Here is an 11,662-nt window from a genome sequence, read left to right on the forward strand (position 1 = left end):
CTTAACAATAAGGTACTATTCCTGTTCGCCAGATATAGAACCGTTTTAGTACTATATTTATAGTATGGATAAATTAATAAATCTGGATTTTATCTTTAATTAATATGAGTTCGACCTAAAAAATAAAGTGGTTTTTTATATCGAACTGATTGTATTTAGAGTTGGATAACGTTCGTTTATCGACATCAACGGTGTTTTTATGCCTTTTATGTCGAGCTCACGTTAATTAAGACTTAATTAGTACTAGATTATTCGATTTTGAGGTGTTATGCTGCGCATCAGCAAATTGGCCGATTATGGAACAGTAGTGATGGTTTATCTCGCCAGACACGCGCAAGAATTATGTAATGCTCGTGATATTGCTTTGCATACTCATTTGACTGTACCTACGGTAAGTAAAATTTTAAAACGTTTGACCAGTGCAGGGTTGTTAACCTCGGTGCGCGGAGTAACTGGAGGATACCAATTGCGACATCCTGCTACTGAAATTTCTGTGTCGCAAATAATTTTTGCATTGGAAGAACATCGTGGCTTCACAGAGTGCAGTGCACACCCTAATGGCTGTTCGTTACAAGATGTTTGTACTATTCAGGGTAATTGGCGATTAATTAGCCAAGCAATTGAAACAGCTCTGGATAGTGTGAGTTTAGCTACATTAGCTAAACCCACTTTGCTTGCACGTGATGTGGAGCGGGTTCGACAATTAGCAAGTGGAGTTAATCGTGGCTAAAAGCAGTGAGCAAATTAATTCTCTGCTCGATAGAGAATATCAACATGGTTTTACGACCGACATTGAGGTAGACACTTTTGCACCTGGATTGGACGAAGAGGTTATTCGGCGATTATCAGCTGTTAAAGGTGAACCAGAGTTTTTACTCGAGTGGCGTTTAAAAGCCTACCGACATTGGTTAACTATGTCTCCTCCTCAATGGTCTAGCGTTCATTATCCGCCAGTGGATTTTCAGGATATTTCTTATTATTCAGCGCCCAAGCAGAAAAAAGATGCGCCAAAAAGTCTTGATGAGGTCGATCCCGAATTACTAAGAACTTATGAAAAGCTTGGTATTCCTTTAAGAGAGCAAGAAATGCTTGCTGGTGTGGCTGTAGATGCTGTTTTTGATAGTGTTTCTGTAGCGACCACTTTTAAAGCAAAATTGGCTGAAAAGGGGGTTATTTTTTGCCCAATTTCTGAAGCAGTGCATCAATATCCTGAATTGTTAATGCAATATTTAGGCTCAGTTGTTTCTTATCGCGATAATTTTTATGCTGCTCTGAATTCGGCTGTTTTTAGCGATGGCTCTTTTGTTTATATTCCCAAAGGGGTACGTTGTCCTATGGAGCTATCCACCTATTTTCGGATTAATGCGGCCTCTACAGGACAGTTTGAACGCACATTAATTGTTGCTGATGTTGACAGTTATGTATCTTACCTTGAGGGATGTACTGCGCCCATGCGTGACGAAAATCAATTGCATGCTGCTGTTGTTGAATTGGTTGCTTTGGATGGGGCTCAAATTAAATATTCAACCGTACAAAATTGGTACCCTGGCGATAAAGAAGGAAAAGGGGGTATTTATAATTTTGTGACTAAGCGAGGGGCATGTCGTGGCAAACGCTCTAAAATTTCTTGGACGCAAATCGAAACTGGCTCAGCTATTACCTGGAAATATCCAAGTGTGATTTTGCAAGGTGATGATTCTGTGGGTGAGTTTTATTCAGTTGCTTTGACCAATAATTACCAACAAGCAGATACCGGTACTAAAATGATTCATATCGGTAAAAATACACGATCAACGATTATTTCCAAAGGAATTAGCGCTGGCAAAGCACATAATGCTTATCGTGGTCTAGTTCGTATTGCGCCCACGGCAATCAATGCGCGTAATTATACTCAATGTGATTCAATGCTTATGGGGTCTGAATGTTCTGCACACACGTTCCCTTACATAGAGGTTAAAAATCCGACGGCGCAAGTAGAACATGAAGCAACTACTTCAAAAATTAGTGAAGAACAATTGTTTTATTGTCAACAACGCGGAATTGATACAGAAGATGCTGTGTCAATGATTGTTAATGGTTTTTGTAAGCAGGTATTAAAAGAATTGCCCATGGAGTTTGCGGTGGAAGCAACTAAATTATTGGGCTTAAGTTTAGAAGGGGCAGTAGGTTAGTATGTTAAAAATTAAAGACTTAAATGTTTCGGTAAATGGACAAGCCATTTTAAAAGGTATTGATCTTCAAGTAAATGCTGGTGAAGTTCATGCAATTATGGGCCCAAATGGTTCTGGTAAAAGTACTTTGTCTAAAGTTTTAGCTGGCCATCCTTCTTATCAAGTCACTGATGGAGCGATCTCTTATTTAGAACAAGATTTAAATCCCTTGTCTCCAGAGGAAAGAGCGCGATCTGGGATTTTTCTATCTTTTCAATATCCAGTGGAAATACCTGGAGTGACCAATATTAATTTTCTAAAAGCCTCTGTGAATGCAGTACGTAAAGGCCAAGGGAAAAATACGCTTGATGCTATTGAGTTTTTAACGTTCATTCGTGAAAAATGCCAGTTGCTTGAGATGGATGAGAGCTTTTTATATCGCAGTATTAATGAGGGATTTTCTGGAGGAGAAAAAAAGCGTAATGAAATTTTACAGATGGCTGCTTTAGAGCCTAAGCTTGCAATCCTTGATGAAACAGATTCAGGTTTAGATATTGATGCATTGCGTATTATTTCTCATGGTGTGAATGCGATGCGTTCACCAGAACGTTCCATTATTTTAGTGACCCATTACCAACGGTTACTTGATTATATTGAACCAGATTTTATTCATGTGCTGGTTAATGGGCGTATCATTCTTTCAGGTGATAAATCCCTTGCACTTGAATTAGAGAAAAAAGGGTACAGCTGGCTTGAGGAAACGGTGCAGTGATGAGCGAGATTTTGGATTTTTATCAACAACAAGCAAAAACAAGTTTATCCCCTTTGCCTTGGCTTGCTCAATTACAAACTAAAGCATTAAAGGATTTACATCGTCGTGGTTTTCCGACACGCCATGATGAGGATTGGAAATACACCAGTGTTGATGCTTTATTAAATCAATCTTTTCTGCCTGTGAGTGATTTGGCATGTGCAGCAAAGTCTCGGCATCATGAAATAAAATTTGATTTGCCAATAACAAAACATTTGTTGTTCCAAAATGGGTCTTATTTCAGTGATGAACAGCTTACACGCTCCTTACCTAAGGGAGTGATTGTTCTTCCATTATCAGTTGCAATCATTCAGTATCCTGAATTACTTAAGTCTTATCTGGGAAGTATTTTAAAACAAGAGCATGGCTTTCATTATTTGAATACGGCTATGATTCATTGTGGGATGATGATTTATATCCCAGAGGGAGTTATTCTAGAGGAGCCTATCGCTTTAAGTCATGTGCAAACACACATGAATCAAGCGGTTTATTTACGACATGTTATTGTTGCCGAGGCAAACAGTCGCGCTACGATAATCGAAGATTATCAAGGCTTACCCGATTGTAGTTATTTAACGAATACAGTTACCGAAATTTTAGTTGGTGCTAATGCTCAAATAACTCACTATAAGATTCAACGAGAAAGTAAATCTGCTTATCATGTGGGGCATTTAGCTGTAAAACAATTAGCAGGTAGTGAATTTGCCAATCATTCATTGAGTCTAGGTGGGCAATGGGTACGCTCTGATATTAGTTTGTATTTACATGAAGAAAAGGCTCATTCTTTGATGAATGGTATTTATGCGCCTACAGATGGACAACATGTAGATCATCACACTATGGTGCAGCATTTAGTGCCTAATTGCAGCAGTGAACAAGATTATAAAGGTATTTTAACGGGACGCTCACGTGCCGTATTTAATGGCAAAGTGTTCGTTGCCAAAGATGCGCAACACACTGATGCCAAACAACAAAATAAAAACCTATTACTTTCAGCAAATGCAGAGGTGGACACCAAACCACAGTTGGAAATTTTTGCTGATGATGTATTGTGTTCCCATGGAGCTACAGTTGGACAACTTGATGAAGAAGCATTATTTTATTTAGCAACTCGTGGAATTGATCGACTTGAAGCATCGCATTATTTAATCCATGCTTTTGCTAGTGATAATTTAAGGCTTGTTCCACATCGTGAGTTGGCAGCCTACATGGGTCATTTATTAACAAAACAGTTGGGGTAAGACTAATGGACGCTTTGGATATTGAGGCAATTCGTAGAGATTTCCCTATACTTAATCAAAAAGTGAATGATTTTGATTTAATTTATTTTGATAATGCAGCAACAACGCAAAAGCCTAAAGCCGTAATTGAGGCTATTTCTCGTTATTACGAGCATGATAATGCGAATGTACATCGTGGTGTTCATACTTTAAGTGTTAGGTCTACTGAACTTTATGAAGCTGTTCGCTCCAAAGTGAAACGTTTTATTAATGCTTATTCGCCACGAGAGTGTATTTTTGTGCGTGGAACAACAGAGGCAATTAACCTTGTTGCTCAAAGTTTGGTTGCGCCACGTATTTTGCCTGATGAGGAAATATTAATTACACATATGGAGCACCATTCGAATATCGTACCTTGGCAGATGGTATGCAAAAAAACAGGTGCAAAATTACAAGTAGCACCTATTTCGCTTGATGGTGAAATCTTATTGGATGAATTTGCGAAAAAATTAAATAAGAATACTAAACTGGTGGCAATCAATTATGTTTCCAATGCCTTAGGTACGGTTAACCCAGTGAAAAAAATGATTGAGATGGCACATGAGTATGGCGCAAAGGTTTTATTAGATGGAGCCCAAGCTACAGCCCATTTACCTGTAGATGTTCAGGATTTAGGTTGTGACTTTTATGCTTTTTCAGGCCATAAAATGTATGGTCCAACAGGTATAGGTATCTTGTGGGGTAGAGAAGAACTTTTGGATGCCATGTCCCCCTATCAAGGAGGGGGCGAGATGATCAATTATGTGACTTTTGAAGCAACAGAATATGCACCACTACCTCAAAAATTTGAAGCAGGAACTCCTAATATTGCTGGAGTTGTAGGCCTAGGTGCCGCTATTGATTATTTAGGATCTTTGGATTTAGACGCAATTGCTGCTTATGAAACAAAGTTACTGAACTATGCAACCGCTGCTGTTAAATCAGTAAGTGGATTTAGTATCATAGGTACAGCGAAGCAAAAAGTTCCTATTATTTCTTTTGTGCATGGAACAATTCATGCTCATGATATTGGCACTATTTTGGATAGTGAAGGAATTGCTTTGCGCAGCGGCCATCATTGTACTATGCCATTGATGGACTTTTATAATGTTGCGGCTACTTCACGTATTTCTTTATCATTTTATAACACAACCCATGAAATTGATTCGTGTGTACAAGCATTACATAAAGTTAAAGAGGTATTTGCATGAGTGCTGAATTGCGAGAGTTATATCAGGAAATTATTATTGATCATAATCGGAATCCTCGTCATCACTATGCAATGCAGGATGCAACGCATCAGGCTAATGGTTTTAATCCTTTGTGTGGCGATAAATTAACCGTTTATGCCAAGATTGAAAATGATTTGATTACTGAATTGAGCTTTTTAGGATGTGGCTGTGCGATATCTCAAGCCTCCGCTTCCTTGATGACTGATTCTTTAAAGGGAAAAACAGTGGAAGACGCTCATGAACTATTTCATCGTTTTCACCATATGCTGACTCAAAATGAAGAAGGTCAATTACAGTATATGGATAAATTGACTGTGCTTGCTGGAGTTAAGGCTTATCCGGCGCGCGTAAAATGTGCTACTTTAGCTTGGCATACGTTGGAAGCAGCATTAAATAAAGAAAGTAATGTGGTAAAAACAGAATAGAAATAGTGAACGCTGTAGTTCGTAGTATAGGGATAATGATCACGAATTTGCCTTCATCCAGGCTACAAAAATAGGTAGGTTTATGTTTGGTTTTAAGAAAAAACAGGATCCTGAATTATTGAAAGAGGCCATTATCAATGCCCTTCGAGGTATTTATGATCCGGAGATTCCTGTTAATATTTATGATTTGGGCCTAATTTATGATGTATCTATAGACGATAATGCCCATGTCTTAATTCAAATGACTTTAACTACTCCTGGATGTCCAGTTGCACAAACTTTTCCAGGAACTGTAGAACAAGCAGTCAATCAAGTTGACGGGGTTAGTGATTGTACTGTTGAATTAGTTTGGGAGCCACCTTGGTCTCAAGAACGGATGACTGAGGCAGCACGTCTTGAGCTGGGAATTTTTTATTAATGTGGGAACCGTCTGCATCCATTGAATTATTACGTCAACGTGCTGAATTATTAAAAAAGATACGTTATTTTTTTACGGAACGTGGTTATTGGGAGGTAGAAACACCAATAATGGCACGTTACGGTACAACAGATGTTTACTTAAGTAATATTGAAGCGCTGTTTCGAGGTGAAACCTATTACCTACAAACCTCTCCTGAATACCATATGAAACGTCTTCTTGCTGCAGGTAGTGGTCCTATTTTCCAAATTGCACGTGTATTTCGCGATGATGAATTAGGTCGTTGGCATAATCCGGAGTTTACTTTATTAGAATGGTATCAATTGGGTATTGATCACCATACTTTGATGGAGGAAATGGATTTATTCTTACAAATGATCTTGCGATCTAAACCCATGCTTAAGAAAACCTACCAACAGGCTTTTCTTGAGGCATGTAATGTTGATCCTTTTTGTGCAACGTTGGAAGAGCTTCGGCAGGTATTAGAGTGTTTTAATTTGGATAAAGTGTTGCCTGCGAATGAAGAAGATAAAGACCAGTATTTATTTTTACTGATGAGCCATATAGTGGAACCTTTTTTAGCGAAGGAGAGTGTTCCTGTTGCTTTATATGATTTTCCGGAGTCGCAAGCTGCTTTAGCTAAAATTAATGAGGGAGTTGCTGAACGCTTTGAAGTTTATTATCAAGGGGTTGAATTAGCAAATGGATTTCATGAGCTAACTGATGCTGCTGCACAAAAAAAGCGTTTTGCTCTGGATCAACATCTAAGAAATGAAAAAGGTCTTCGTACTGCTAAGGCAGATCAATACCTTTTAAACGCGTTGGAGCATGGGTTACCGCCGTGCAGTGGTGTGGCTTTAGGGGTGGATAGGCTCCTGGCTTTAGCTCTAAGAAAATCTGAAATAGCGAACGTCATTGCATTTGATTTTTTAAGGGCTTAGGAACGTGTACGTTATTTCGTGCACGTTCCTTAGTGCAATTAGACATCCCCTTACATGGGTATGTTTTGTAGCGGCGCATTATGGCTTTCTTTTTGAAATTGAATATATTTCCATTTTTCCTTTGTATCCATAGATTGAAATTCATTTATTTTAGCAGTAATCCTCTGTATGAGAATTTTTTTGTACTCAGCATAATCCGCAGCTAATTTTACAAAATCTTGCGGGTTATTCAAACAGTAGCTTATATAATTAGGTTGTTCTTTAGTTGCATGAGGAAGAGTGGGTTTTGGAGAGGCTCTAAAAAAGCAGTTTCTTATTGCCTTAGAGAAAGACCAGCTAATCATATCGTGCAATTCTTCGGCGATGAATTTAAATTCTGCTGGTTGCGCTACAGGAATATGATCCAATTCACCGTTAATCATTTCAACGTAATCTGCGACTAATTTTGTGGAAAAAGGCATGTGGTCAACTCATTGATTATATTAATTGCTCGAAGTATAAAATTTTTAATCATAAAATGACAAGAGTCAAGAGATGTAAAATTTGTTTCATCATAGCCACAGTCTTTAGTGATAAAGCGCTAATTGGTCATGACAAACCCACTTGGCTTCAGCAATGATAGAGTACACTTCATTATCACCAATGATGATATGATCCAACAAGCGCACATCAACTAACTCTAAAGCCTCTCGCATACGCTCTGTTACAGCTATATCTTGAGGGCTGGGATCAGATACACCTGATGGATGATTATGAGCAAGTATTAACGCTGCTGCATTAAGCTTAAGGACACGCTCAATAATTGGCCTAGGATGAATCGTTGCAGTATTAATAGTTCCGAAAAAAAGTTCGTCATAAGCAATGATGCGATGTTGGTTATCAAGAAACAAAGCAACAAAAGTTTCATTTTTACAATCACGTAAACGTTTTTTTAAATAGGCATATGTTTGTTTACTGTTCGTAATTTGGGTTTCCTTTTGGATCTGAATAAAATCACTACGTCTGCATATTTCTTTAACAGCTTGTAATTGGACATACTGAACTTCCCCTAATCCTTGTACTTGTTTGAAGCTTTCTGTGTCAGCATTAAGAACAGCACGTAAATCACCTAAATGAATGAGAAGATCACAAGCCAATTGCATGCAGGATTTTTTTTTACTGTCTGAATTGATAAAAATAGCGAGTAATTCTGTATCTGAAAGGTTCTGAGGACCATAAGTGAGTAATTTATCACGCAGATCGAACTGCCATGTTTGGGCGTTTGTCATTTTATATTCCTTTATTGCGAAGTTTATGCTTTGATCGGTGCTATTCTTATCAAAAAAGGTTCGTTATGCAAGATTTTATTGGTAGAAAAATTCTTCTTGGAGTTTGTGGTGGGGTCGGTGCATATAAGTCTGCTTTTCTTGTTAGAGAACTAACTCGAGTGGGTGCCGATGTTAAAGTTGTAATGACCCGATCGGCACAGGAGTTTGTGAGTCCTTTATTAATGCAAGCATTATCGGGTAACGATGTGCGTACGGAGTTATTTGATGCTCAAGCAGAGCGTGCGATGGGGCATATTGAATTAGCGCGTTGGGCAGATTGTTTGGTTATAGCTCCTGCTTCTGCAAATTGTCTTGCTAAAATAACACAAGGCATCGCAGATGACTTGCTGTCTACTTTATATCTTGTTGCAGAAACTCCTATTATCGTTTGTCCTGCTATGAATCGTAGCATGTGGGCTCATCCAGCGACGCAGGCAAACTGTAAGATCTTGCAAGACAGAGGGGTTATTTTTGTTGGGCCAGAAGAAGGTTCCCAGGCTTGCGGTGAATACGGTTTGGGACGAGTCAGTGAGGCAGAACAAATTATCAATGCCATACGTTTACACGAGGTACATCGATTACTACTTGGTAAAAAAGTAGTAGTCACTGCAGGACCTACTCGTGAATCTATAGATCCAGTACGTTATATAAGTAACTATAGTTCTGGTAAAATGGGTTATGCTATGGCAGAAGCAGCAGCAATGGCTGGAGCGCAGGTTACTTTAATTAGTGGACCAAGTACATTAAATGTTGCGACTGCCATTAAGCGGATTCAGGTTGAATCTGCTCAAGAAATGCTGAATGCAGTGATGCAGGAAATGCTGGAGGGGGCAATATTTATAGGAACAGCTGCTGTTGCAGATTATGGGGTTGAGTCGCCCGCACTTGAAAAAATTAAGAAAAAAAATCAGGATGAGCTAACACTTAAACTGGTGAAAAACCCGGATATTCTAAGTCAAGTTGCTGATTCAGCCAAAGCTTCTTATATTGTCGGATTTGCTGCTGAGACTACAAATGTTATACCTTATGCCACAGAAAAATTGCACCGTAAAAAACTGGACATGATAGTAGCTAATTCAGTCGGAAAAGGAATTGGATTTGATAGTGAAGTGAATCAAGTCACTGTAATTACAAAAAGCAAACAAATCGAATTACCGTTAACCCATAAAACACGCTTAGCAGGTCAAATTATTGCAATCCTTGCTGCAAGTCTGCAAAATGAGGCGCATTAAAATTAATAGGAAAAATCATGACCCAGGCTATTCAATTAAAGATTCTTGATTCGAGAATAGGTGATACTATTCCTTTACCTACTTATGCGACTCATGGTTCAGCAGGTTTGGATTTACGTGTTTGCATTAACGAACCTATCCAAATTGCCCCTCAAGAAACAGTATTACTGCCTACAGGCATATCGATTTATATTGCCGATCCTAAACTAGCAGCGGTTATTTTACCTCGTTCAGGCCTAGGCCATAAAAATGGTATTGTTTTAGGAAATTTGGTGGGATTAATTGATTCAGACTATCAAGGTGAGCTCAAGATTTCTTGTTGGAATAGAGGCGTCGAACATTTTACAATAAATCCCGGGGAACGTATTGCGCAATTAGTTTTTATTCCTGTTATCCAAGCTGCTTTTGAAATTGTAGATGATTTTACCGAAAGTGGACGAGGTGAAGGTGGATTTGGTAGTTCTGGGAGGCATTAAGATGAACAATTATCAACAAAAGCAAATTTCTCGTTCTGTTTTTCGTGCTTATGATATTAGAGGCATCATCGGAGAAGAATTGGATGAGCATTCTTTTTATAGTATTGGATTAGCAATAGCCTATCATTTACATGATTTAAAAAAACAACAAATTTTCTTAGCACGTGATGGACGTCTTACCAGCTTAGCCATGGCCTCGGCTTTGAAACAAGGGTTACTGGATAGTGGCATTGATGTACTGGATTTGGGTGAGGTTGCTACACCAGTGATGTATTTTTCTGTGTATACCCAAGGAGTTGATTGTGGTTTGATGGTTACGGGCAGCCATAATCCAGCCAATTATAATGGCATTAAAATGGTTTTATGCGGAAAAACTTTACTGCAGGAAGACATAGATATTCTGTATCGTCTAGTAGCGAAGGGTGAACGAGTTTTTGGTCATGGTAAAGAGAGTACATTTGATATTATACCTAAGTACAAACAACGAATAATGAGTGATATAACAATTAAACGCCCATTAAAAGTTGTAGTTGATTGTGGGAATGGTGTTGCGGGTCCGATAATTCCGCAAGTGCTTCGTGAACTAGGATGTGACGTTATTGGTTTATATTGCGATGTTGATGGTCGCTTCCCCAATCATCATCCTGATCCGACAATTGAAGCAAATTTAGAGGATTTAAAAGCTGCTGTGGCAAGTCATCAGGCAGATTTAGGTTTGGCATTTGATGGCGATGCGGATCGATTGGGTTTAGTGACCAATCAAGGAGAAATGATCTGGCCTGATCGTCTAATGATGCTTTATTCACGTGAGTTGTTAAATAGACTTCCAGGAGCTACGATAGTTTTCGATGTAAAATGCTCCAGTCATTTAGAGTCGGTGATCAAACAGGCAGGTGGTATACCCAAAATGTGTCCTACAGGTCATTCTATAGTCAAACATGTGATGAAAAAAGAGCAAGCTGTTCTGGCTGGTGAGATGAGTGGGCATTTGTTCTTTAAAGATCGCTGGTATGGATTTGATGATGCGTTATATAGTGCCTGCCGTTTACTGGAAATTATTAGTGCATCAGATATGAGCGTAAGCGAACAATTTGCCTCAATTCCTAATAGTGTAAATACTCCTGAATTGAAGATTGCTATTGCTGATGAAGCGAAGTTTCAGTTTATGGAACAATTTAGTGGGATAGCTGATTTTTCAAAAGCACGCATTATTTCTATTGATGGTTTACGTGTTGAATTTGAAAAGGGGTGGGGATTATTACGCGCATCGAATACCACCCCTTGTCTTGTTGCTCGTTTTGAAGCAGATGATGAAAATTATTTGGAGCAAATAAAACAGTTATTTAAAGTACAAATGAAACGGTTGGATGCTACATTGGAGTTACCATTTTAGTGAGGCTGAGTAATCATT

General features: G+C 38.6%; 13 protein-coding genes. 11 read left to right on the forward strand and 2 right to left on the reverse strand.

All coding sequences use genetic code 11. The features are described from left to right. Nucleotides 1–268 precede the first annotated feature (268 nt). The 8 genes from Lsan_RS06175 to epmA all read left to right on the forward strand — a co-directional run bounded on the left by Lsan_RS06175 (nt 269) and on the right by epmA (nt 7,236). Nucleotides 269–730 carry an SUF system Fe-S cluster assembly regulator gene (locus Lsan_RS06175; RefSeq protein ID WP_058513619.1) on the forward strand — a complete coding sequence of 154 codons (462 nt, stop codon included), beginning with the start codon at nt 269–271 and terminating at the stop codon, nt 728–730. Continuing rightward, a complete protein-coding gene (sufB, locus tag Lsan_RS06180; protein WP_058513620.1) occupies nt 723–2,171 on the forward strand; it encodes a Fe-S cluster assembly protein SufB in 1,449 nt (482 codons plus the stop codon). Before Lsan_RS06175 ends, sufB begins: the two co-directional genes overlap by 8 nt. Nucleotide 2,172: 1 nt before the next feature. Further along, complete coding sequence (gene sufC, locus Lsan_RS06185) at nt 2,173–2,922, forward strand: Fe-S cluster assembly ATPase SufC (protein ID WP_058513621.1); 750 nt, start codon at nt 2,173–2,175, stop codon at nt 2,920–2,922. Next, nucleotides 2,922–4,202 (forward strand): Fe-S cluster assembly protein SufD, encoded by a 1,281-nt coding sequence (gene sufD, locus Lsan_RS06190; protein ID WP_058513622.1) that lies wholly within the window; start codon nt 2,922–2,924, stop codon nt 4,200–4,202. Before sufC ends, sufD begins: the two co-directional genes overlap by 1 nt. Nucleotides 4,203–4,207: 5 nt before the next feature. Beyond that, on the forward strand, nt 4,208–5,431 hold the full coding sequence (locus Lsan_RS06195) for a cysteine desulfurase (protein ID WP_058513623.1): 1,224 nt from the start codon (nt 4,208–4,210) through the stop codon (nt 5,429–5,431). Next, nucleotides 5,428–5,877: a Fe-S cluster assembly sulfur transfer protein SufU gene (sufU, locus tag Lsan_RS06200; RefSeq protein WP_058513624.1), complete on the forward strand. Its 450-nt coding sequence runs from the start codon at nt 5,428–5,430 to the stop codon at nt 5,875–5,877. The genes Lsan_RS06195 and sufU overlap by 4 nt, the downstream gene beginning before the upstream one ends. 82 nt (nt 5,878–5,959) lie before the next feature. Then, nucleotides 5,960–6,295 carry an SUF system Fe-S cluster assembly protein gene (locus Lsan_RS06205; RefSeq protein WP_058513625.1) on the forward strand — a complete coding sequence of 112 codons (336 nt, stop codon included), beginning with the start codon at nt 5,960–5,962 and terminating at the stop codon, nt 6,293–6,295. Continuing rightward, on the forward strand, nt 6,295–7,236 hold the full coding sequence (gene epmA, locus Lsan_RS06210) for an elongation factor P--(R)-beta-lysine ligase (protein ID WP_058513626.1): 942 nt from the start codon (nt 6,295–6,297) through the stop codon (nt 7,234–7,236). The genes Lsan_RS06205 and epmA overlap by 1 nt, the downstream gene beginning before the upstream one ends. Before the next feature lie 50 nt (nt 7,237–7,286). Here epmA and Lsan_RS06215 read toward each other — a convergent pair whose 3' ends face one another. Both Lsan_RS06215 and radC read right to left on the reverse strand, forming a co-directional pair. Further along, on the reverse strand, nt 7,287–7,697 hold the full coding sequence (locus Lsan_RS06215; RefSeq protein WP_058513627.1) for a hypothetical protein: 411 nt from the start codon (nt 7,695–7,697) through the stop codon (nt 7,287–7,289). Nucleotides 7,698–7,802: 105 nt separating this feature from the next. After that, entirely contained in the window at nt 7,803–8,504 is a 702-nt protein-coding gene (gene radC, locus Lsan_RS06220) for a RadC family protein (protein WP_058513628.1), read from the reverse strand. 65 nt (nt 8,505–8,569) lie between these two features. Between radC and coaBC the strand changes: the two genes are divergently transcribed. Genes coaBC through Lsan_RS06235 form a run of 3 tightly spaced genes read left to right on the forward strand, consistent with a single transcriptional unit; the run spans nt 8,570 to nt 11,644 of the window. Then, a complete protein-coding gene (gene coaBC, locus Lsan_RS06225) occupies nt 8,570–9,775 on the forward strand; it encodes a bifunctional phosphopantothenoylcysteine decarboxylase/phosphopantothenate--cysteine ligase CoaBC (protein ID WP_058513629.1) in 1,206 nt (401 codons plus the stop codon). Between the two features lie 17 nt (nt 9,776–9,792). Next, nucleotides 9,793–10,251, forward strand: coding sequence for a dUTP diphosphatase (dut, locus tag Lsan_RS06230; protein WP_058513630.1), 459 nt, complete (start codon nt 9,793–9,795; stop codon nt 10,249–10,251). A 1-nt stretch (nt 10,252) separates the two neighbouring features. Further along, the gene (locus Lsan_RS06235) at nt 10,253–11,644 is read left to right on the forward strand and encodes a phosphomannomutase/phosphoglucomutase (protein ID WP_058513631.1); all 1,392 of its coding nucleotides are present in this window, start codon (nt 10,253–10,255) and stop codon (nt 11,642–11,644) included. The last annotated feature ends 18 nt before the right edge of the window (nt 11,645–11,662 follow it).

This window comes from Legionella santicrucis (genome assembly GCF_001468135.1).
GTDB classification, from domain to species: Bacteria; Pseudomonadota; Gammaproteobacteria; order Legionellales; family Legionellaceae; genus Legionella; species Legionella santicrucis.

Bases quoted from the DNA above. Each gene is read 5' to 3' on its own strand.
- Lsan_RS06205 (WP_058513625.1), top strand. From the start codon at position 5,960: ATGTTTGGTTTTAAGAAAAAACAGGATCCTGAATTATTGAAAGAGGCC.
- sufD (WP_058513622.1), top strand. From the start codon at position 2,922: ATGAGCGAGATTTTGGATTTTTATCAACAACAAGCAAAAACAAGTTTA.
- radC (WP_058513628.1), bottom strand. From the start codon at position 8,504: ATGACAAACGCCCAAACATGGCAGTTCGATCTGCGTGATAAATTACTC.
- Lsan_RS06235 (WP_058513631.1), top strand. From the start codon at position 10,253: ATGAACAATTATCAACAAAAGCAAATTTCTCGTTCTGTTTTTCGTGCT.
- epmA (WP_058513626.1), top strand. From the start codon at position 6,295: ATGTGGGAACCGTCTGCATCCATTGAATTATTACGTCAACGTGCTGAA.
- Lsan_RS06215 (WP_058513627.1), bottom strand. From the start codon at position 7,697: ATGCCTTTTTCCACAAAATTAGTCGCAGATTACGTTGAAATGATTAAC.
- dut (WP_058513630.1), top strand. From the start codon at position 9,793: ATGACCCAGGCTATTCAATTAAAGATTCTTGATTCGAGAATAGGTGAT.
- sufU (WP_058513624.1), top strand. From the start codon at position 5,428: ATGAGTGCTGAATTGCGAGAGTTATATCAGGAAATTATTATTGATCAT.
- coaBC (WP_058513629.1), top strand. From the start codon at position 8,570: ATGCAAGATTTTATTGGTAGAAAAATTCTTCTTGGAGTTTGTGGTGGG.
- Lsan_RS06195 (WP_058513623.1), top strand. From the start codon at position 4,208: ATGGACGCTTTGGATATTGAGGCAATTCGTAGAGATTTCCCTATACTT.
- sufC (WP_058513621.1), top strand. From the start codon at position 2,173: ATGTTAAAAATTAAAGACTTAAATGTTTCGGTAAATGGACAAGCCATT.
- Lsan_RS06175 (WP_058513619.1), top strand. From the start codon at position 269: ATGCTGCGCATCAGCAAATTGGCCGATTATGGAACAGTAGTGATGGTT.